Source organism: Rubripirellula tenax (assembly GCF_007860125.1).
In the GTDB taxonomy this organism is placed as follows: Bacteria; Planctomycetota; Planctomycetia; order Pirellulales; family Pirellulaceae; genus Rubripirellula; species Rubripirellula tenax.
Genome location: NZ_SJPW01000016.1, coordinates 1 through 20,310, shown reverse-complemented (window position 1 = coordinate 20,310; position 20,310 = coordinate 1). Strand labels below are relative to the sequence as shown.

Here is a 20,310-nt window from a genome sequence, read left to right as displayed (position 1 = left end):
TTTTTGTTTTGCAACATCAGTGTGACGCGGGACGCCCTTGTTCTGAAACACCAATCCGAGGTTACGCAATGCCGCGAAACCGACGCACCTCAATCAACCGTCAAACTGCGCCCTGAAGAGACCACACCCGCGTCTTGCCGATCGACTTTGTACCGCCGTTTGTGAATACTGGCGTTTTCCCCGTCGAACACGTCAACCTTTTCAACGTCGAAGGCGCGCTGTCATTAGGCCGAGGTTTGATTCAAACGGAGTACCGCTGGTCGAACCTCGATTTGCCGACCGGCGAGAACGTAACCGTCGAAGGCGGCTACGTCACAGCGCGGTACATGTTGACGGGCGAAATCATTCCGTACAACCGAGCCGCGGGCGTATTCGGACGAGTCAAGCCGAATCATCCGCTTGACGTTTGCAAGGGCGATTGGGGGGCTTGGGAAATCGCAGGCAGAATCAGCACGCTGGACCTGAATCCGTTGTTCGGTCAACCCGGGGTGCCGGGAAAAGGTCGCGAGCTGACATCGTCGTCGGTTGCATTAAACTGGTATTGGTGGGCAAACGGAAAGTGTCAGTTCGAATATGTCAACGGACAGTTGAACGATCCGACGCTCGGCGACAGCGAAACTAACACGTTCGCAAGCCGCGTTCAGTTTGACTTTTAGAGGCCATCTCGCGCGCAATTTTTAACCGGTCCGAGCAAAATCTGTCCGGTCGAGATTCGTTTCGGCCCGTTTTCAACGATTTTTTAAGACGCGGCGTAGAGCGGTACGGTTCGTGCCATAGAGAGTTCGACTCACTTTCGAGTCCAACTGACTCCCTAAACTAACCGCACGTCCTCATGACAACGAAACATGGTCCACTGACCAGCACCAACGACGCCGACGTTCCACGCGGCAATCTTTCCGGATTCAAGAAGTATCTTAAAAACGACCTCGTCGCTGGCGGGCTCGTTTTCTTGATCGCGTTGCCGCTCTGCTTGGGCATTTCGATCGCTTCGGGCTTCCCCGCGATCGCAGGCGTGTTCACCGCCATCGTCGGTTCGATCCTGACGACGTTCTTGAGCAACAGCGAACTGACCATCAAAGGCCCGGCCGCGGGGATGATCGTGATCGTTTTGGGTGCCGTAACGAGCTTTGGCTATACCGGCGGTTTGGACGCGGCCGCCGACATGCAAGCCTACCAAATGGCTCTTGCCGTCGGTGTCGTCGCGGGCGTTTGCCAAATCGTGTTCGGGTTGCTAAGAGCCGGTGTGCTGGGTGACTTTTTCCCCACATCCGCCGTGCACGGCATGCTGGCCGCGATCGGTGTGATCATCATGGCCAAGCAATTGCCAGTTGCCGTTGGACAATCAGCCAAGGGCGAGCCACTGGAAATCATCCGCGAATTGCCTCAAACGTTGATGGGCGCAAACCCAGAAATTGCCGTCATCGGAATTGTCAGCCTGCTAATTCTTTTCGGCATGGCGTATTGGAAAGGACGTACCAAGAATCCAATCGTCAAAGCGGTACCCGCACCGCTATTGGTGTTGTTGGTCGCCGTTCCGATGGGATTGTGGTTCGATCTTGCTCACGAACACACCTACACCATGATGGGTCACGAGTATTCGCTTGGGGAAAAGTTCCTGGTGAATGTTCCGTTCAACTTGTTCGGTGCGATGGCGTTCCCAGACTTCAGTGTCTTCACGAACGGCGAAACACTTCCCGCGGCGCTGAAATGGATTGTGATGTTCGCCTTGATCGGTTCACTCGAATCGTTGCTCAGCGCCAAAGCCGTCGACATGCTTGACCCGTTCCGCCGAAAAACCAACATGAACCGCGACTTGGTCGCCGTCGGCATTGCCAACACAGCCGTCTCTTGCATCGGCGACTTGCCGATGATTTCGGAAATCGTTCGCAGCAAAGCAAACATCGACAACCAAGCCAAGACGCGATTTGCGGACATGTGGCACGGCGTCTTTCTGCTTGGTTTCGTGGCGTTACTGCCTGCCTTGATTCACCGTATCCCGCTGGCCGCCTTGGCGGCGATGCTAGTATTCACCGGATTTCGGTTGGCATCGCCGAGTGAGTTCATGAGCGTTTATCGCGTCGGGAAAGAGCAACTTGTCATTTTCGTAACGACGATCATTGCGGTTCTAGCAACCGACTTGTTGATCGGTATCGGAATCGGAATCGCGACGAAGTTTGCGATTCACTTCCTCAACGGAGTTTCGCTGAAATCGGTGTTCTTTCCGTACCTTGACATCGCCGAAGACGTCGACGGTAACGTCACCGTTGACGCTGCTGAGTCGGCCGTGTTTAGCAACTGGATTGCGTTTCGTCGGCAATTGACTGCCGCCAGTTTGGCCAAGGGCAAAGGCGTTACCTTAAATTTGTCGAGGACCAAACTTGTCGACCACAGCGTGATGGAGAAACTTCACGAATTGGATGAAGAATACCACCACGCGGGTGTGGAATTGAACATCGTCGGACTGGACGGACACAAGTCGTTGTCAAATCACCCCATGGCCGCCCGCAAAAAGGTCGCCGTTTCCTGATCGGTTCGGTTCCCTTTTCACTCACGGCAATCCTAATGCACACCGCCCCAAGCAACGCCGCAGTTCTTGCTGATCCGATCGCTGATTCCCCGTCGCATCACGATCGTGCGGACGAACTTTTGCACATCATTCAACACGCTGCCCACCTGTTGCCTGCTCAAGGACCGATCGAGGTTTTTGTTCACCACAACACGTTGCATGCGTTTGAATCCCTACCGTTCGACAAAGCAGTCCGAGCGGGCTGGGAAGTCTATGGTGCCGAACCTTACCTAAGCGAGGCGAGATTCCGCGAGCTCTTGGCGATGGGTCGAATCACCGAGGCGGATCTTCGGTCGGCGTTGCAAGAGGCCCCGGAGCTGAACGATTGCGTTCCTGTGAAGGGACTCGACAGTCGCTATGCCATTCGTCTGGCGATGCTGCTGCACCCGATGCGAACCGTCCCCGAAAACGAGTTGCGCTGGGTGATCGCGGAAACCGATGCGCTGCGCAAGTTTCGTACTGACCTCGCGCCAAGCGTGTTAAGCAAGTTGCTTTCGGCGTCGAAAGCTGCCTTTGCGAAGAACGATGGCCACGATGGCCAGGCTACGGCGGGTAGCGAGAAGTGGAACGAATCCGATTGGGACGCGTTCACGCTGCGGTCGCTGTGGGACGCTTGCGAGCGCGGCGCAACACGCGCAGGCCGAACAACTAAGTCGCTCAACCAGCACGTTCGACTTCGTGACGTATTGCTTCACGCTACTGGCGAAGATACCGACCGCTTCGTCAACGAACCGCTGATTCGAATGTGCGGTTCGTTCTTGGATCAGGGCTTTGCCGGTTGGGAATTGCCGCATCGTGACGACGGGCTTTTTTCAGCGTTCGTCCAAATCTATCTTCGTGAAATGGTTGCAGGCGAAGTTTGGATGCGAGGACTTGCGCAAGAATTGCAACAACTCAAAGCATCCGGCGCAACCGCGATCGATTCCATCGAGCAATCCTTGGAACGGATCGGCATCGCCGAAAACGACCGCGAAGCCTTCATCACACACACACTGCTGGCATTGCCCGGTTGGGCAGGCATGATTTCGCAACTCTCGGCGGCCCCAAACTGGGTCGACCGTCCGCTGCCACATGATTCGCTGGTCGATTTTTTGGCCGTTCGCTTGATCCTGGATCGATTCGCGGCCAAGTATGTCGCTTCCGAAACACTTACCTACGATGGATCGCTCAGTGGTTTGGCTGATTTCGCATGGAAACGCTCGAACCAGTCCAAGGACATTCACCTACAGAGCACTTTCCATCTGTTCCAGCTCGCTCAATCACTCGGCTGGAGCTGGTCCCAGCTAGAAAGCCTTAGTAAAAAAGAGTGTTCGCTGATCTTCGGTGAACTCGAAGCGTTCGACGACATTCACCGACGACGCATTTTCCAAGAAGCATATGAACGCAAGTATCGCAACGATGCGCTGACCGCGATCGCGTTGACATCCAAGAAAGTGGTAAACGCATCGACGAAAAAGCAACGTCCGACATTTCAAATCTGCTGTTGCATTGACGATCGCGAAGAATCGTTTCGCCGGTATTTGGAAGAGATCGATCCACGTTGCGAAACACTAGGCGCAGCCGGGTTCTTTGCCGTGGCGATGAACTATCAAGGTGCAACCGATGCGACGTACAAACCGCTGTGCCCGGCAATCGTTACCCCGGTGCATTTTGTTCGTGAAAACGTCGGCTACACATTCGCCGGCGAAGACCGTCGGCGGGCCGAGAATCGACGTCGAATCGGAATGGCAACGCACCGTTGGCACTCGAGTAGCCGTGGTTTCTTCGGTGGCGCCGTGACATCGGCCTTCGGTTCGCTGGCCGCGTTTCCGCTGGTTTCGCGTGTGCTGTTCCCTCGGATCACGGCGAAGATTCGTCGCAAAGCAAGTGAATTGTTCAAGCCACCGCCCGTCACTCAACTGCAATTGGAACGCTACAAGCCGGAACCCGGTGCGAATGACGGCAATGTCGGTTATACGATTGCCGAAATGATTGACATCGTCGAACGGTTGCTTCGCGACATGGGATTGACTGACAATTTTGCACAGCTCGTGGTCATCACCGGTCACGGTTCTTCGAGCGTCAATAACCCACATGAATCGGCGTACAACTGTGGTGCCTGCGCCGGCAAGCGAGGCGGACCCAACGCTCGTGCGTTTGCACAGATGGCCAACGATTGGCGAGTGCGCAGCGGCGTCGCATCGCGCGGCATCACCATTCCCGACGACACGACATTTCTTGGTGCCTATCACAACACTTGCGACGATAGCGTCGTGTGGTTTGACTTGGATCGCATGCCGCCGTCGCATTTCGATTTGTTTGAATCGACGAAGAAAACCGTCGACGAAGCGAGACTTCGCAACGCTCATGAACGAGCACGTCGCTTCGAGTCGTGCGACATCAATTGCACGCCCGAAGAAGCTCTGCGACACGTTGAACGGCGCAGCGAAGACCTGTCTCAGGTTCGTCCTGAATACAACCATGCGACCGACGCGTTGTGTTTTGTCGGCCGTCGCGAATGGTCGCGGGGTCTATTTTTAGATCGCCGATCGTTTTTGACTTCGTATGATTCCCGGCAAGACACATCCGATCACGCCATCTTGTTGCGAATTCTGTCCGCTGCGATTCCAGTTTGTGGTGGTATCAACTTGGAGTATTACTTCTCCGCCGTCGACAACAAAAAATACGGTTCGGGAACCAAGTTGCCCCACAACATCGTATCGCTCCTCGGTGTGATGGAGGGTGCGAACAGCGATTTGCGGACGGGTCTCTATCGTCAGATGATCGAGATTCACGAACCGATGCGCATCCTTTTTGTGATTGAAACGACCCCGGCGGCGTTGCTCAGCATTATGGATCGCCACGAGGGCATTGGCCGACTTTGTCGCGGCAATTGGGTCCAAGTGGCGGTGCTGGATCATGAATCGTCGTCGATTCAGGTTTACCGAAACGGCGAGTTTGTTCCGTTCACGCCCGACGCGACCAAACTGCCGTCGGCAAAAGATTCGGTGGCTTGGTTCCGCGGCCACCGTGAAAACCTGCCCTTCGCTTGGTGCGACGCGGGTTGGCCTTCGGCAAACTCAGTCTCACCTTAGCCTTACTGGACAAGCCTTGCGATCGATTCCATTCGGCCCCGATGCTTCTACGAAGTGCCAAGATCCTAGCTCGCCGAAATTTCTGTGAGATCTGAACCCCACATCGATTCTTCTCCATGCAAACTCAAACTCTCTTAGAACTCTCAGGCGCGATCGCTTTGATCGCCCCGGCGGCGTTGTTGACCGTCCTTGGACTCACGCCGCTTTTTGGCATTCGTCTCGGTGAGCGGATCACGTCGTTCGTAACTCAGGTCAGCGTCGTTATCGGCTTGATCGGATGCGTGGGCGTGTTGGCCATCATGCTGATCACGGATCAGCGTCAAGTTCCGATCGAATTGGGCGACTGGGTGGCGATCGAACAACAGCACTTTCACTTTCATTTGAAATTTGTGTTTGACCGGTTATCGGTTCCCTTTGCGATCATGACGTTCGTGCTGTGTGGAACAGTGGGCGCGTTCACCCGAGCTTACCTACACCGCGATCCGGGATACCAACGGTTCTTTCTGTTCTATGCGGTGTTCTTTCTGGGGATGGTTATTTCGACATTAGCCGGAACGATTGAAACGCTGTTTTTGGGCTGGGAACTGGTGGGGCTTTCATCAGCCCTATTGATCGCATTTTTTCAAGATCGACAATCGCCCGTGCGGAACGGCTTGCGAGTGTGGATCGTCTATCGCATCGCCGATGCAGCTTTCTTGATTGCCGCGCTCTTGCTGCATCACCTGACCGGTGCGGGCGACTTTGAGGGACTGATGGGAACTGGCCCCTGGCCCGAGGGTGTCGCAAGTATCGCAGCACAACCTGCGTTGGTCGTAGGACTGCTGCTGTTGGTTGCGGCGGCTGGAAAATCTGGGATGGTGCCGTTTTCGGGGTGGTTGCCTCGAGCCATGGAGGGACCGACACCGTCGAGTGCTGTGTTCTACGGCGCACTTTCGATTCACTTGGGCACCTACCTGCTGCTTCGCGTCAGCCCTCTGCTGGACGTTTCCTTTCCGCTGCAGATTGCCGTTGTTACCGTCGGCGCGATCACGGCCATTTACGGTGGTCTGACCTCGCGAGTCCAAACGGATGTCAAGACAGCACTCGGTTTCGCTTCGCTGACTCAGGTCGGAATCATCACGGTGGAGATCGGATTGGGTCTTCGCTATTTGGCCCTCATCCACATCATCGGCCACGCGCTGCTAAGGACGTTGCAATTGTTACGTGCACCTTCGCTGTTGAAAGACTATTTCAATTTAGAGGACGCCATCGGCGGCGGATTGCCCCGCGCGGCTGTGTCTGACAGCGGCGGCGGATCAGCCGACCGCTGGGCTTGGCTCTACCGAGCTTGTAACGAACGCGGCTATTTGGATTCGATGCTGTACCGCATGTTCGCTCGACCGATCGTCAAGTTCTTTCAGTGGTCGGGACGCATCGAAGAACGTTGGACCCAGTTTCTGTCTAACGGAGACTCGCCGAAGACACCTTAGACCGATTCGACGATCCCTGACATCCGCAATCAACTGATACACCTGAAATGCCTGAACTGCTTCTCCCTTGGCTTGAACTATCGATCCTGATCCCTCTGGTTGGCGCCGCTGTTGTGAAGCTGCCCAAAAATCGTGACCTGGCTCGTCGACTGAGCATTGGTTTCTGTGTCGCGACGCTGCTGTGTGCCGTTGGCGAATGGGTTGACTTTGCTCGTCTGGACACGTTCGAAGCCCATGACCACTGGGACGCCGTCGCGAATCTGTTTCACTTAGACTTGCTGGTGATCGACGAACTCAATGCTCCGTTGTTGCCGATGGTCGCGTTGTTGTTCTTATTGACGGTGTTGTCGACTCTGCGAACCAAGTTGGACCGATTTTCACTCTCGAGCACGCTGTTGTACGAAGCCACTCTGCTGGCAACGTTCAGCTGCCGAGCCAATTGGTTGTTGATCGCGTTGCTGATCGCTGGGGCCGTGTTTCCATGGTGGGAAATGCGATTTCGCCGCAACGAATCGACTCGTGTCTACACGATGCACATGATCCCGTTCGCGATCTGCATGATTGGCGGCTACTGGCTGTTACCCGCCGACGCGGAAACGACTCCCAACGACGCCGGCTTCTTAACGCTTGTCGCGGGAGCGATGTTGACGGTGGGCGCATTGCTAAGGAACGGAATTTTGCCGCTTCATTGTTGGATGACCGACATGTTCGAGCGAGCGACGTTGGGTACGTCACTATTGCACGTGTTGCCGATGACAGGCGCCTATGCAGCGATGCGGTTGGTGCTGCCGATTGCCCCATCTTGGGCGCTTCAAAGCATCGCCATCTTGTCCCTGATCACGGCCGTCTACGCCGCGGGTCGAGCGCTGGTCGAGACGGATGGTCGCAAGTTTTTTTGCTACGTGTTGCTCAGCAGTTCATCTCTCGTGCTGGTCGGGTTGGAGTTGGTGACACCGATTGGCTTGACGGGGGCACTTTGCCTTTGGTTGTCGGTGGGTCTTTCGCTGGGCGGCTTGGGACTGACGCTGCGAAGTGTCGAAGCTCGCGTCGGCCGACTCAGCCTGGATCGCTTCCACGGACTTGCCGAACACATGCCGGAATTGTCGGGCCTGTTTTTATTAACGGGCCTTGGTTCGATCGGTTTTCCCGGTACTGTCGGATTTATAGGCGCGGAATTGTTGGTCGAGGGTGCCGTGTCGGTCTATCCCATCGTCGGCATCGCAGTCGTGGTCGCCGCGGCCATGACCGGCATCGCGATCATGCAAGCGTATTTCCGCATTTTTGCCGGTCACAGCTTCTCTACATCCATCGCGATGAAGGCCAAGCCGTCGGAACGATTGGCGATCGTGTTGCTAACACTGTTGATCATCGGTGGCGGGCTGTGGCCTGCACCCGGTATCCATTCGCGACATCACGCGGCCGAATCACTGCTTCAAAAGCGAGGCGAAATGCGAAAACCGGCACGCACCTCCGACGTCGAAGTCGCAAAATCGATCGACAACGCGCGCTAACCCGAGTCACAAACGAGCGAATTGTGCCGTTCCACGCGGAGGCTTTATGTCAACCAATCGCGAATTGCTCGATGAGTCTTGCTTCCACCATCATAAAATGCCTTTTTCATGCTCATTCTGATTCTCGTTGTCTTTGCCCTCGGCTACTTGGCCATTGCGTTTGAACACAAGCTGAAGATCAACAAGGCAGCCAGCGCGTTGTTCATTGGCGTCGTCTGTTGGTCGTTGTACGTCGTCAATTTGCCAGACCTCTTGCCACGTGCGTCCATTCCAAGTTGGTTCGAGCAAGAATCGGCCGCAGAACAGATCGTAGACGTGCCGTTGCACTTCGCCATCGACGCTCAACACCTGCACCAAACGGGCGAGATCGCCAGCATTTTGTTTTTCCTGATGGGCGCGATGACGATTGTCGAGCTGGTTGACGCGCATGAAGGCTTCGCACTGGTTACCGATCGCATCAAGACGCGAAACAAACGAACACTGCTTTGGACCGTTGGATTGCTGACGTTTTTCCTGTCGGCGATTCTGGACAACTTGACCACAACGATCGTGATGGTGTCGTTGTTGCGAAAGCTGGTTGGTGATCGCGAAGACCGACTGCGTTTCGTTGGCTTGGTTGTGATCGCCGCCAACGCTGGCGGTGCATGGACGGTGATCGGCGACGTGACGACGACGATGCTGTGGATCAAGCACAAATTGGGCACCATCGAAGTGATGGGCGAGCTGTTCTTGGGCAGTTTGGTGTGCTTGATCGTGCCGTTGATCGGTTTCTCGCGTTCGATGGTTGGCGAGTTCTCGCCGCCGGAAGTTTCCGCATCGCATGTTGCCAAAGACATTCAACCGTGGCACCAATGGTTGTTCTTGACGCTCGGGCTGCTGGGCCTGCTGGGCGTTCCCCTGTTCAAGACGTACACTCACCTGCCTCCGTATATGGGCATGATGCTGAGTCTATCGGTGCTGTGGGTCGTTTCCGAAATCGTCGGCCACACACTCGATGAGCAAACGCGATCGACGACGGGAGTGCTTGCGGCGCTGCGCCGTGTCGACATGTCCAGCATTCTGTTCTTCCTTGGAATCTTGTTGGCGGTTGGTGCGCTCGGAGCGACGGGAATATTGCATTCGGCCGCTGCTTGGCTGGACGCGGTGCTTCCCAACCGCGACATCGTTGCCGGGGTCATTGGTTTGGTGTCGTCCGTCGTCGACAACGTGCCCCTGGTAGCGGCGGGGATCGAAATGTACGACCTTCCGATCAACGATCGCTTCTGGATGTTGTTGGCGTACTGTGCCGGGACCGGTGGCAGTTGCCTGATCATCGGTTCCGCCGCCGGTGTCGCCGCGATGGGTTTAGAACACATCGACTTTGTGTGGTACGTCAAACGCATCACACCGTGGGCGTTGGTTGGATACCTGGCGCGCGCAGTGGTCGTCGTGATCCAGCAAACGATCCTCCACTGAGTACGCAAGCGTAGCAAACGCTCGCGCGGTCCGTTCAATCGGTCGCGCCAGCGACGTGAACAAGGCTTCGCGCATCAGTCCTTGAAACCCCGTCTTCGCAAAAATCTGCGCAGAATCGACGATTTTTCTTAGTTAAACGGTACACCGCCATCGCTCCCAGCGTAGCTTAGGGCACGTATCCGGAATCGAAGAAAGGCGAAGGACGAATCAGTTGACGAGTGCAAGATCTCTACACATTCTAAGTGTCGCACTAACCGCGATGATCCTCTCGCCAAGTTCGGCGACGGCACAGGTCGTTCGCGAGCGTGATGTGATTTACCATCGCACCGAGGGTGTCGCGCTGACGTTTGACGTTTTCAAACCCGCAAATCCGAACGGAATTGGGATCATCAAGATCGTCAGCGGCGGTTGGAAGTCGAAGTACGAAGTTGTTGACGACGACTTCCCAAAGCCGTACACCGATCACGGTTACACTGTTTTCACAGTCTTCCACGGTTCGCAACCGCGGTACCAAGTTCGCGACATCATGGATTTCATGCATCGCGCCGTTCGGTACATTCGTACGCACGCCGACCAGTGGGATATCGATCCCAATCGCATCGGAGTCACAGGCAGCAGCGCCGGTGGTCATTTGAGCCTTGTCTTGGCGACGAAGGGAGGCCCCGGCGATCCAAATGCAAAGGATCCCATCGACCGCGCCAGCAGTGCCGTGCAGGCCGCATGTGTCTTCTATCCGCCGACGGATTACCTCAACTGGAGTGAACCCGGTGACGATTGCGTTGGCGTCAGCAAACAAGAGAAATGGCAACCCGCGTTCGGTGACGAATCGAAAACAGCGGAAACACGGCAAGTACTCGGTCGCCACATGTCGTCGATCTATCACATTAGCGAACGTACTCCGCCCGTTTTCATCATCCATGGTGACGCCGATCCCATTGTGCCCCTGTTCCAAGCGCAAAGCTTCAAGCGGGTGGCCGAATCGAAAGGGGTTCCGGTTGAGTTGGTGGTCAAGGAAGGCGCCAAGCACGGATGGCCAGACAAACAAGTCGATGAAGTTCAATTCCTCAATTGGTTTGATAGTCACTTGCAGATTGATCCAGTACCGCCAGGTGAAACGAAATAGCATGAAATCAAGTCCGACTATCCAAGCCGTTGCGATCGCGTTGTTCGTTGTTCTTTCGCCTTTGGCGTTCGCTGGCGATCCACCTGCGACCAAGCCGTTCAGGATCGGAACGTGCGACTGGTCGATCAAGATGCCCCTCAGCGCCGATTCGTTTTACTTCGCGAAAGAAACGCGACTGATGGGGATTCAGTACTCGTTTGGAAAACCAGGTGTTGGGCTCGATTTGCGAACTCGCGAGAATCGCGACACGATTCGCGAGGTTGTCAGAACGACCGACGTCGCGATCGCATCGCTTGGTATCGGCATATTGAATCAGATCCCGTTGGCGACAACCGAAGAAGCCGAACAGCTGGTATCCGATTGCATGGACGCGATGATCAAGATGAACGAGGAAGCTTCGCAACTGACCGATCGCGAGTTGGCGGCGAAGGTGTCGCCCAAAATTGTTTTGCTGGCGTTCTTTGGCAAAGCTGATATCAACGGCAACCCCGAACGAATGGAGGCCGTGATCAAGACGCTGAAGCGGTTGGCTCCCGTCGCCGAAGAGCACGGCTTGATCCTTGGTTTGGAAACCTTGCTCGACGAAACCGATCTTCGATACATCATCGAAAGTGTTGGATCGCCCGCCGTGAAAGTCTACTACGACACAGGAAACTCAGCCCGCATGGGTTACGACATCTATGCCGAAATACAGAGCCTTGGCTGCGAAAGTATTTGCGAGGTTCACATCAAAGAAAACGATGAATTGCTTGGCGATGGCACGATCGACTTTTCCAGAATTAAATCGCTCCTTCGTGCCATGCAGTATCCAGGCTGGCTGATCATCGAAGGCTCCGCACCCAAAAAGACAAGTCGCACGGAAGCGACGCAAAAGAACGCCGCCTACGCATTGGGTCTCTTCCATCCGTAGACCATTCGATTTCCAATCGCTGCGAGACAAACAAGCTTTGTACATTCATTCAACACTCACCGAACCGGTCTTTACGATGCTACGAAATCACGGATTCATCGTTGCCGCTGTGCTTCGTCGGTTTATCGGCTGTCTGTGCGTCGTTGTTGCGAGCACGCTGGTATCGACGGCACAAGACGAGGAACTTGCCGGCGATTGGTCGCTTCAGCTTGCATCGAAAACTCCAGCTTGGTTGAGCATCAAGAAAGTCGATGGAGAAACGGTCGTGCGGATGCGGTTGCATGTTGGCTCGGATGGTCCTCATAAGAACGTCAAGGAATCCGACGGGCGTTTGACGTTCACGCTCGGCCAAAACAAAAAAGCCACCTCGACCAAGACTGTGGATGTGGGCATGAAAGACGGAAAGCTTGATGGCATGATCGTGACCACGACAAAGGATGGTACGTCGGAAGGTGAGATGTTTACGGGAAAGAAGATTCCGCCACTGCCGACAACGCCACCCGACTTGTCCAAGGTCCGCTTTGGGCATCCGGTCGCATTATTTAACGGAAAGGATATGACGGGCTGGCGACCGCATGAGTCCGACAAAGTCAATGGATGGAGCGTCAAAGGCGGATTGCTTGTGAACACGACTCCGAAGACAGACTTCAGCGCAACGGGGGCATTTGCCAACCTGCGAACCGAAGACGTATTCGAAGACTTTTGGTTGCACATCGAGTTTCTAATCGAAGAGAATCGCAACAGCGGTGTCTACTTGCGAGGCATGTACGAAGCCCAGGTGGTGGATCGCGATAGTCGAATGCAAGGGATCCAAGGTGTCGGTGCGATCTTCGGGGCCATCGCACCGTCCAAGAACGCGGGCAAAACGGGTGGCCTATGGCAAACCTACGATCTTACGTTGGTCGACCGGCACGTGACGGTCGTGCTCAATGGCGAGAAAGTCATCGACAATCAACCGGTGCCCGGACCGACCGGAGGAGCCGTTTTCACCGACCCCTATGCTCCCGGCCCCATCCACTTGCAGGGCGACCATACCAACGTGGCCTATCGAGACATCTATCTGGCGCCGGTGATCGGGAACTGACTTGGGCATGCGTCGGAACGAAATCGAGGCTGCAATGGGGATTGCATCGCGTTGCCTCCGATCAACGACACGATGACAACACGGTCGACAAACGAGCCGGACCGCTAGAAAATACGACCTAGCTGGACAGCGCCACTTTGGATTAGCCGTTTGGGCGTTAGCCCCGGTTTTCACGCGTAGTACCGTGGCTAATGCAAAAGCGACTAGCGTGTGCGGAAGTACCACGAATTCCGGTGAAATCCATCCAAAGTGGCGTTGTTCAGCTAGACATTCTCGTTTTGCAGATGTCGGTGGATCTTGCTTGCCCGATATCATGTGTAAGTGCCGAACCAGTGATACACCTTGGGTTGTGATCATCAACAACGCATGACGCGTCATTTTCAATGACTTCCACGTCAATGCCCAAGTAGCGATGGTAGGTATCCATGAACTGCGCAAGCAGGATTTCGTTTTAACGAGTTAATGAGGAATAATTCCGATGACTGAGCGAGCCGTACTAGCAGGCGGGTGCTTTTGGGGGATGGAAGATCTGTTCCGAAAGCTTCCCGGAGTGGTTTCCACACGCGTCGGATACACCGGCGGCGACGTGCCCAACGCAACCTATCGCAACCATGGCGACCACGCCGAAGCGATCGAAGTCGTTTACGACCCAGACCAAACGGACTTCCGCAAGATGCTGGAGTTCTTTTTTCAGGTTCATGACCCGACGACGAAGGACCGACAAGGCAACGACCGTGGAAAGTCGTATCGGTCTGCGATTTACTACACGAGTGAAGAACAAAAGGAGGTCGCCTTGGACGCGATCGAGGATGTGAATGCGTCCGGACTATGGCCCGGGAAGGTCGTGACCGAAGTTGAGCCGGCCAGCGATTTCTGGGAAGCCGAACCAGAACACCAAGACTACCTGTTGCGGACGCCTGGCGGATACACGTGTCACTTCCCGCGAAAAGATTGGGTCCTGACCCGACGCCCGAGAACTAGTCCGTGAGTTTTTTGATCCAACCTTCCGCTGTTCAACGAAAAACGTGGCCACCATGCGACTTCACCTCGACGACCATTTCAATGTCGAATTGCCGGCGGATAAGGAAACGTCCGACGGACGTCGGCAGGTGTACGATGCCGCATTCTCGTTCACGACGCCGCGCGCACCGACGGCCCCAAGGCTGTTGCATTTCGCACCCGATGTCGCAGAAATGTTGGGCTTGTCGCCCGAGGACGTGCGATCCGACGAATTCCTTCGTACGTTCAGTGGTGCAAGTGTGCCGGACGGGGCGAGGCCGTACGCGATGTGTTACGGCGGGCACCAGTTTGGAAATTGGGCAGGCCAACTTGGCGACGGCCGCGCGATCAACTTGGCCGAAGTCTCGCACGCGGGGAAACGTTGGACCTTGCAGTTGAAGGGAGCTGGCGAAACGCCTTATTCTCGCACGGCCGATGGTTTGGCCGTACTGCGGTCGTCGCTGCGCGAACACTTGTGCAGCGAAGCGATGTACCACCTTGGCGTGCCGACGACTCGATCATTGTCACTGGTCACGACCGGCGACAGCGTCATGAGAGATGTCATGTACGACGGGAATCCCGAGTACGAACCCGGCGCAGTGGTGTGTCGTGTCGCGCCAAGCTTCATTCGCTTTGGCAACTTCCAGATCTTTGCATCGCGAGGCGACACGCTGTCTCTTCGTCGACTGACTGACTATACGATCAAGCATTACTTTCCGGCGATTAAACCCGGAAAGAATGGATACAGCCAGTTTTTTGAAGAAGTCGCGTGCCGCTCGATCGACATGGTCATCCACTGGCAACGCGTCGGGTTTGTTCACGGCGTGATGAACACCGACAACATGTCGATTCACGGGGAAACGATCGACTATGGGCCGTATGGTTGGCTGGAAGGGTACGACCGAAATTGGACACCCAACACGACGGACGCCGGACAAGGTCGATATCGTTTCGGAAACCAACCCCAAATCGTGTTCTGGAATCTGGTGCAACTGGCCAACGCGATCTATCCGCTTACGGAGGACGCAGAGTCGTTGCAGGGCGACCTCAACAAAGCCGTCCAACACTACGAAAAGGCCTATGACAGGATGCTCGGCTCCAAAATCGGCTTGGACGACATTCGCGACGAAGATGCTTCCCTGCTGGCCGACTTGGAAACGGTTCTGCAGTTGACCGAAACTGACATGACGATCTTTTTCCGGCTTCTGGCAAGTGTGTCGAGCAATCAATTGTTTGACGAGAACGATGCTTTTTTGAATCCAGTTCTCGATGCGTTTTACAAGCCCGAGGAACTTGCCGGGGAAACTCTCGAGCGATGGCGAAGTTGGTTTGAACGCTACCTGTGTCGTCTTTCTCGTGCGAAGGCAACGGACGAAGAACGGGCAAAGCGAATGAACGCCGTGAATCCGAAATATGTGCTGCGAAACTACATGGCCCAACTCGCGATTGACAAAGCCGCCGATGGCGATGCGTCTTTGGTGGACGAGTTGTACGAAATGCTGCGTTACCCTTACGACGAACAACCCGATCGCGAAAAGTGGTTTGCAAAACGGCCGGATTGGGCACGTCACAAAGTCGGTTGCTCGATGCTGTCGTGCAGCTCGTAGCTTCAACGCCATCAGAGTGGCAACCCCGAACTCGAACTCTGACCGACATGCTTTCGATCGATGCGATTGACGGTATCGTCTACTTGTTACTCAACTTCAAGACGCTTGTGAAGTTGTCGTCGGGATTGTCCATCGCATCAAGCGTTCGGGAAAGCAGCATGCGACACGGTCGGTCACCAGGAAACATCGACATCAAGTTGCCCAGTTGCTGAGCCGCATTCACGAAGCGTGCGTTCTCGAATTCGGCCAACGCTTCCTCATACCCCTTTGCAAGATCATTCCAAGCTTTACCCGGATTGACAACGACCTGGTAAACATCGACCGGTTCGGCAATTCCGACGACGGTCAGCTTTGCCAAGCGACGACTTGTAAGCAAACAGTCCGCGGCGGTCGCCGATGCGCCGCTGATCAAACAGTTCACGCCGAATTGTTTGGTCGCGGACTGCAAACGCGATCCCACGTTGATCGCATTTCCGAGGGGGCCATATTTGAACTTCTGGCGAGACCCGACGTTGCCGACGCGGGCCATGCCGGTGTTGACTCCGATTCCGGCGCCGAACCGATCGGGCAAAACGCCTTCCCAACGTTTCCGTAACACCTCGATCGCGGACAACATTTCTTGCACCGTTGCCACCGCGCGGGTAGCGTGATCCCGCTGCTCGCCGGGGGCTCCCCACATCGCCAACAACTCATCGCCGACGTAGTCGACCAACACACCGTCACTGTTGATCACACACTGACTCAATTCGCTCATCACGTCGTTGATCCACGCGATGGCTTTCTGGGGGCCGAGTCTTTCGGTCACCGAGCTGAATCCGCGGATATCGCAGAACAGTACACTGACTTCGACGTCTTGGCCGTTCATTGCCACGTGGAAACCCACATCAAAGAATGGCACGAATTTGTTTCTGGGTCGGCCGCGCCACGGGCCGAAGTCGGCAGCGACAAAATCATCCGAGATCTATCCGGATTTTTCGAGTTTTGGAATATCGAAACCACTCCTGAGGCGAAACGTTACCTGGCCGAGCTTACAAAATAGAATCGATCCTAGCTGGTCAGCACCTCCTTGGCGATTTTAGGATTGAGCGGAAAATAACTGTCGTAACTCGTGCACTTTTGCCCGAGATGTTGCGACGGGCAAGAATGCCCATCGTACATTTATTTCCCGCTCGATCCTTACCAGCGCGACCCGCAAGCGACTGCGTCACTCGATGAACGGATTCGAACTCACTTCGCCCATCGAGGCGCTGGCCGTCGCGCCGGTTGTGACACTCCCGGCCGAAGATCCCGTCCCGCTGAAGAAGTCGGCAAACATGTTTCCGTCATGGTAGTCCGCGTACAGGTTGTTTCCGCCACCTGGAAGTCCCGATTCGACACCTCCCATGACGTAGTTGGAAGCGTAGTAGATCCCAACCATCGATCCAACGAAAAGAAGTACTAACGCCACTACAATTTTCATCGTGTTTTCCTCAGGTTGGAATGATTCCGGCGGCATCCGATCATACAAACCGCCTCACTGAGTAACCTATGTCGGGTTCGGATTGCAGGCTGACGTTGTCCCGTTTTGAAAACTTATTCGCGATACGATCGCAAGCGTTGTAGGGATTGTCGGGGGCACAACGGTCATCGACAATGTGCATCGACGTTTCACGCATCGGTGACGGACTCCATAAGCATCTTTCCCGTTACGCGGGCAGTCGTCGTGTTGGACCATTCGGATCAATGCGAGTTCCTCGCCGTCGTAAATCTCCTCGTCTGCAATAAAAATATGTCGATTCGAATCTCAACATTCTTGCTTGTCACGACCGTCTCACTTGCGCTGGCTTCCAGGGAAGCTGACGCAGACTGGCCAAACTGGCGCGGCCCGCATGGTAATGGTGCAACCGAATCCGGCCGCGTGCCGGCGGACTTCAGCGATGCAAACACGCGTTGGATTGCCGACTTGCCCGGCAAAGGTTGCTCGACGCCCATCATTCACAAGCAAGTCATTTACGTGACCGCGCCCGTTGAGGGTAGGGACGCACTCTTGGCATACGACTGGGATGGCAACTTGCGTTGGACGACAACGTTTGGCGTCGAGAACGCAGGCAAACACCGCAACGGATCGGGCAGCAACGCGTCGCCGGTGACCGATGGCGAAGCCGTATTCGTTTACTTCAAGAGTGGCACGTTCGCGGCAGTCGAAACCGACGGTTCCGTTCGTTGGAAGACAGATCTTGTCGAGCGTTTCGGCAAAGACACATTGTTTTGGGACCACGGCACCTCGCCGGTGTTGACCACGAAGCACGTTATCATGGCACGCATGCACCATGGCGAGTCGTGGCTTGCCGCGTTTGACAAAACGACCGGCGATATTGCGTGGAAAGTGGCTCGAGACTTTGACGTGCCGAAGGAGTGCGACCACGGCTATACGACGCCCTTGGTGATCCAGCATGACGGCAGAGAATCGTTGTTGGTATGGGGCGGCGAGCATGTGACAATCCACGAAGCAGCCGACGGCAAGTTGGTTTGGAGTTGTGGCAACTTCAACCCCGAACAACAGGAACTGTGGCCTGCGGTCGCGTCGCCAGTCGTGGTTGGCGACCAGGCCGTCATTTGTTACGGCCGAAACGATCGCGGTATTCCTCGCACTTTCGGCATTCGATTGACGGGTGACGGCGACGTGACCGAAACCAATCACGTATGGGAGCGTGACGACCTGGGCGCCTTCGTCCCGACACCTGCGGCTTACCAGGACCGCGTGTACATTGTCCGAGACAAAGGTGAAGTCGATTGTATTGATCCTGCGACGGGAGAAACCGTTTGGACCAATGCGTTTCCGAAACACCGAAACAAGTTTTATGCATCACCGTTGATCACCGACGGGAAAATCTACGCTCCTCGCGAAGATGGCGTCGTGTTTGTCGCTTCGATTGCCAACGGTCAATTCATGCTGTTGGCAGAAAACGACATGAAGGAGCCCGTCATCGGCTCGCCCGTCGCGGTTGCCGAGAACCTATTCATCCGTGGCGAATCGCACCTGTATTGCCTGAAACTGCCGAATTCGGCAAATCAATAGCGCTAACCAAGATCGCCGACGTCAGCCGAGTTGAGAATTTCACTGACGGCTAGGTTAAGCCGTTTGGGATGACGGTCGACGAATGGGGGCACCCTAAACTCAGCCGATTGTCAAGGCAAGTTCATCACGCAACTGATCCGCGACGCGTGCTGTCCGAATTCCTTTCCGGCTACATGATGGACTCGGGTTTGTTCCGCAAATGGTCGATCATTTTCATGGCAGCACCGCCATCTCTGGACTCATGGTCTTTCCGCCCGGCCGTCCGATCGTTCTTCTGTGTGAACCGCTCATCCGCAGAAACGTGATGGCATCACGACTGAATCAGCTTACGGCCGTCTGACTGTCGCATCTGCATGAGACATTGAACGCAATTCGGCGAATTGATTCGCCACCTCGGTTTGTTTGACTTCAGCGTAGGCAAGTAGCAACGGTAGAGACGAACGCGCCTGTCAGAATGAATAGACTCTGAGGGGCAAGTCGCAAGGCACTGCGGAAGATCACGTTATTGCAATCAGTTCGATAAGTATCTGGTCACAGCTGGCCAGAGTGCGCTGTCCCTCTTTGGCATTTGTAATTGAACGTGATCTGCCAAAGACAACACAGGGAATAGTCGTGCTCGTTGTCGAAGTATCAAGATCACTCGGCCCGGTCGGGGCGATGATGACGGTGGTCTGTAGCTTTGGCTCGTATTCGGATCGGCATGGGTGTGTAGGGAGTGTTACCCAAGTTCGAGACCAGGCAATGCAGTGCGCCTCCTTTCGTCGAAATTTCAGAGCAGTCAATGAACTCGATCCGCCAATTGGGCAGAAGGTTCTGGAAGATTTCGAGTGCTTCGGCATCCATCGTGTCGGAAAACGATGGCACCAGTAGAACACCATTGGCGTAGATCACATTGGTATAGGTCCGAAACACTTGCCCCATTTGTTCGGGCATTGGAATTCGTACGACGCGGAGTTTCTCCGCTCCACTCAGTTGGCTCAGCGTTTTCGCGTGTTCGTTCAGGAGGCGGTGATTGGGATTTTGGGTATCGCGGTACTCACCAACAACGACTGTTCTTTCGTCAGTGAACGTCATGAATAGATCGATGTGTCCCGTCTTCTCACCGATGAGCGGCTGAAATGTCGCGAGCGTCTTTGCGCCAGTAATCCGCCGCATTTCACGGTCAATCGCTCTGTCATCGAAACCGTACCCTCGATTGCTGTCAATGACATTCGACGACAAGAGTGTAAGGCCCTTTCCATTTGACAGAACGGTACCGCCTTCCAAGTGCAGTGGTGTGGGCACAACACGTGCATCCCAATTTCGGCGAATAATCCTTGGAAGTGCAGGGTGTCGTCTCGCCAGGGCGCGAGTTTACGCGGCCAATTGATGGTTCGTGGTAGCTTTGGGTGCGTAAGGTCGTATCGACGCCTCATTAGCCTTCAAGACCGCGCCATAGGTTGACTCCCACGTTC

General features: G+C 55.2%; 15 protein-coding genes. 12 read left to right on the top strand and 3 right to left on the bottom strand.

Annotation, left to right across the window (positions count from 1 at the left end):
* Positions 1-134 precede the first annotated feature (134 nt).
* The 11 genes from Poly51_RS29705 (at position 135) to Poly51_RS29655 (ending at position 15,798) form a co-directional block, all read left to right on the top strand.
* A complete protein-coding gene (locus Poly51_RS29705; RefSeq protein WP_146462581.1) occupies positions 135-656 on the top strand; it encodes a porin in 522 nt (173 codons plus the stop codon).
* A 176-nt stretch (positions 657-832) separates the two neighbouring features.
* A complete protein-coding gene (locus tag Poly51_RS29700) occupies positions 833-2,527 on the top strand; it encodes a SulP family inorganic anion transporter (protein ID WP_146462580.1) in 1,695 nt (564 codons plus the stop codon).
* A 35-nt stretch (positions 2,528-2,562) separates the two neighbouring features.
* On the top strand, positions 2,563-5,640 hold the full coding sequence (locus Poly51_RS29695) for a DUF2309 domain-containing protein (RefSeq protein WP_146462579.1): 3,078 nt from the start codon (positions 2,563-2,565) through the stop codon (positions 5,638-5,640).
* Positions 5,641-5,756: 116 nt separating this feature from the next.
* Complete coding sequence (locus tag Poly51_RS29690; RefSeq protein ID WP_146462578.1) at positions 5,757-7,109, top strand: proton-conducting transporter transmembrane domain-containing protein; 1,353 nt, start codon at positions 5,757-5,759, stop codon at positions 7,107-7,109.
* Between the two features lie 47 nt (positions 7,110-7,156).
* A complete protein-coding gene (locus tag Poly51_RS29685; RefSeq protein WP_146462577.1) occupies positions 7,157-8,620 on the top strand; it encodes a proton-conducting transporter transmembrane domain-containing protein in 1,464 nt (487 codons plus the stop codon).
* A gap of 108 nt (positions 8,621-8,728) precedes the next feature.
* Positions 8,729-10,075 (top strand): sodium:proton antiporter NhaD, encoded by a 1,347-nt coding sequence (gene nhaD, locus Poly51_RS29680; protein WP_146462576.1) that lies wholly within the window; start codon positions 8,729-8,731, stop codon positions 10,073-10,075.
* Between the two features lie 259 nt (positions 10,076-10,334).
* Positions 10,335-11,198, top strand: coding sequence for an alpha/beta hydrolase (locus Poly51_RS29675; protein ID WP_146462575.1), 864 nt, complete (start codon positions 10,335-10,337; stop codon positions 11,196-11,198).
* Between the two features lies 1 nt (position 11,199).
* A complete protein-coding gene (locus Poly51_RS29670; RefSeq protein WP_186775913.1) occupies positions 11,200-12,108 on the top strand; it encodes a sugar phosphate isomerase/epimerase family protein in 909 nt (302 codons plus the stop codon).
* Positions 12,109-12,184: 76 nt separating this feature from the next.
* Positions 12,185-13,192: a 3-keto-disaccharide hydrolase gene (locus Poly51_RS29665; RefSeq protein WP_146462573.1), complete on the top strand. Its 1,008-nt coding sequence runs from the start codon at positions 12,185-12,187 to the stop codon at positions 13,190-13,192.
* 478 nt (positions 13,193-13,670) lie between these two features.
* Positions 13,671-14,180: a peptide-methionine (S)-S-oxide reductase MsrA gene (gene msrA / locus Poly51_RS29660; RefSeq protein WP_146462572.1), complete on the top strand. Its 510-nt coding sequence runs from the start codon at positions 13,671-13,673 to the stop codon at positions 14,178-14,180.
* A gap of 46 nt (positions 14,181-14,226) precedes the next feature.
* Positions 14,227-15,798: a protein adenylyltransferase SelO gene (locus Poly51_RS29655; protein WP_146462571.1), complete on the top strand. Its 1,572-nt coding sequence runs from the start codon at positions 14,227-14,229 to the stop codon at positions 15,796-15,798.
* 79 nt (positions 15,799-15,877) lie between these two features.
* Here the strand turns inward: Poly51_RS29655 and Poly51_RS29650 are convergent, their stop codons facing one another.
* Positions 15,878-16,696 (bottom strand): adenylate/guanylate cyclase domain-containing protein, encoded by an 819-nt coding sequence (locus Poly51_RS29650; protein ID WP_146462570.1) that lies wholly within the window; start codon positions 16,694-16,696, stop codon positions 15,878-15,880.
* A 306-nt stretch (positions 16,697-17,002) separates the two neighbouring features.
* A complete protein-coding gene (locus Poly51_RS29645) occupies positions 17,003-17,257 on the bottom strand; it encodes a hypothetical protein (protein ID WP_146462569.1) in 255 nt (84 codons plus the stop codon).
* Between the two features lie 309 nt (positions 17,258-17,566).
* Between Poly51_RS29645 and Poly51_RS29640 the strand changes: the two genes are divergently transcribed.
* On the top strand, positions 17,567-18,856 hold the full coding sequence (locus Poly51_RS29640) for an outer membrane protein assembly factor BamB family protein (protein WP_146462568.1): 1,290 nt from the start codon (positions 17,567-17,569) through the stop codon (positions 18,854-18,856).
* Positions 18,857-19,492: 636 nt separating this feature from the next.
* Here Poly51_RS29640 and Poly51_RS29635 read toward each other — a convergent pair.
* A complete protein-coding gene (locus tag Poly51_RS29635) occupies positions 19,493-20,140 on the bottom strand; it encodes an agmatine deiminase family protein (RefSeq protein WP_186775912.1) in 648 nt (215 codons plus the stop codon).
* Positions 20,141-20,310 lie beyond the last annotated feature (170 nt).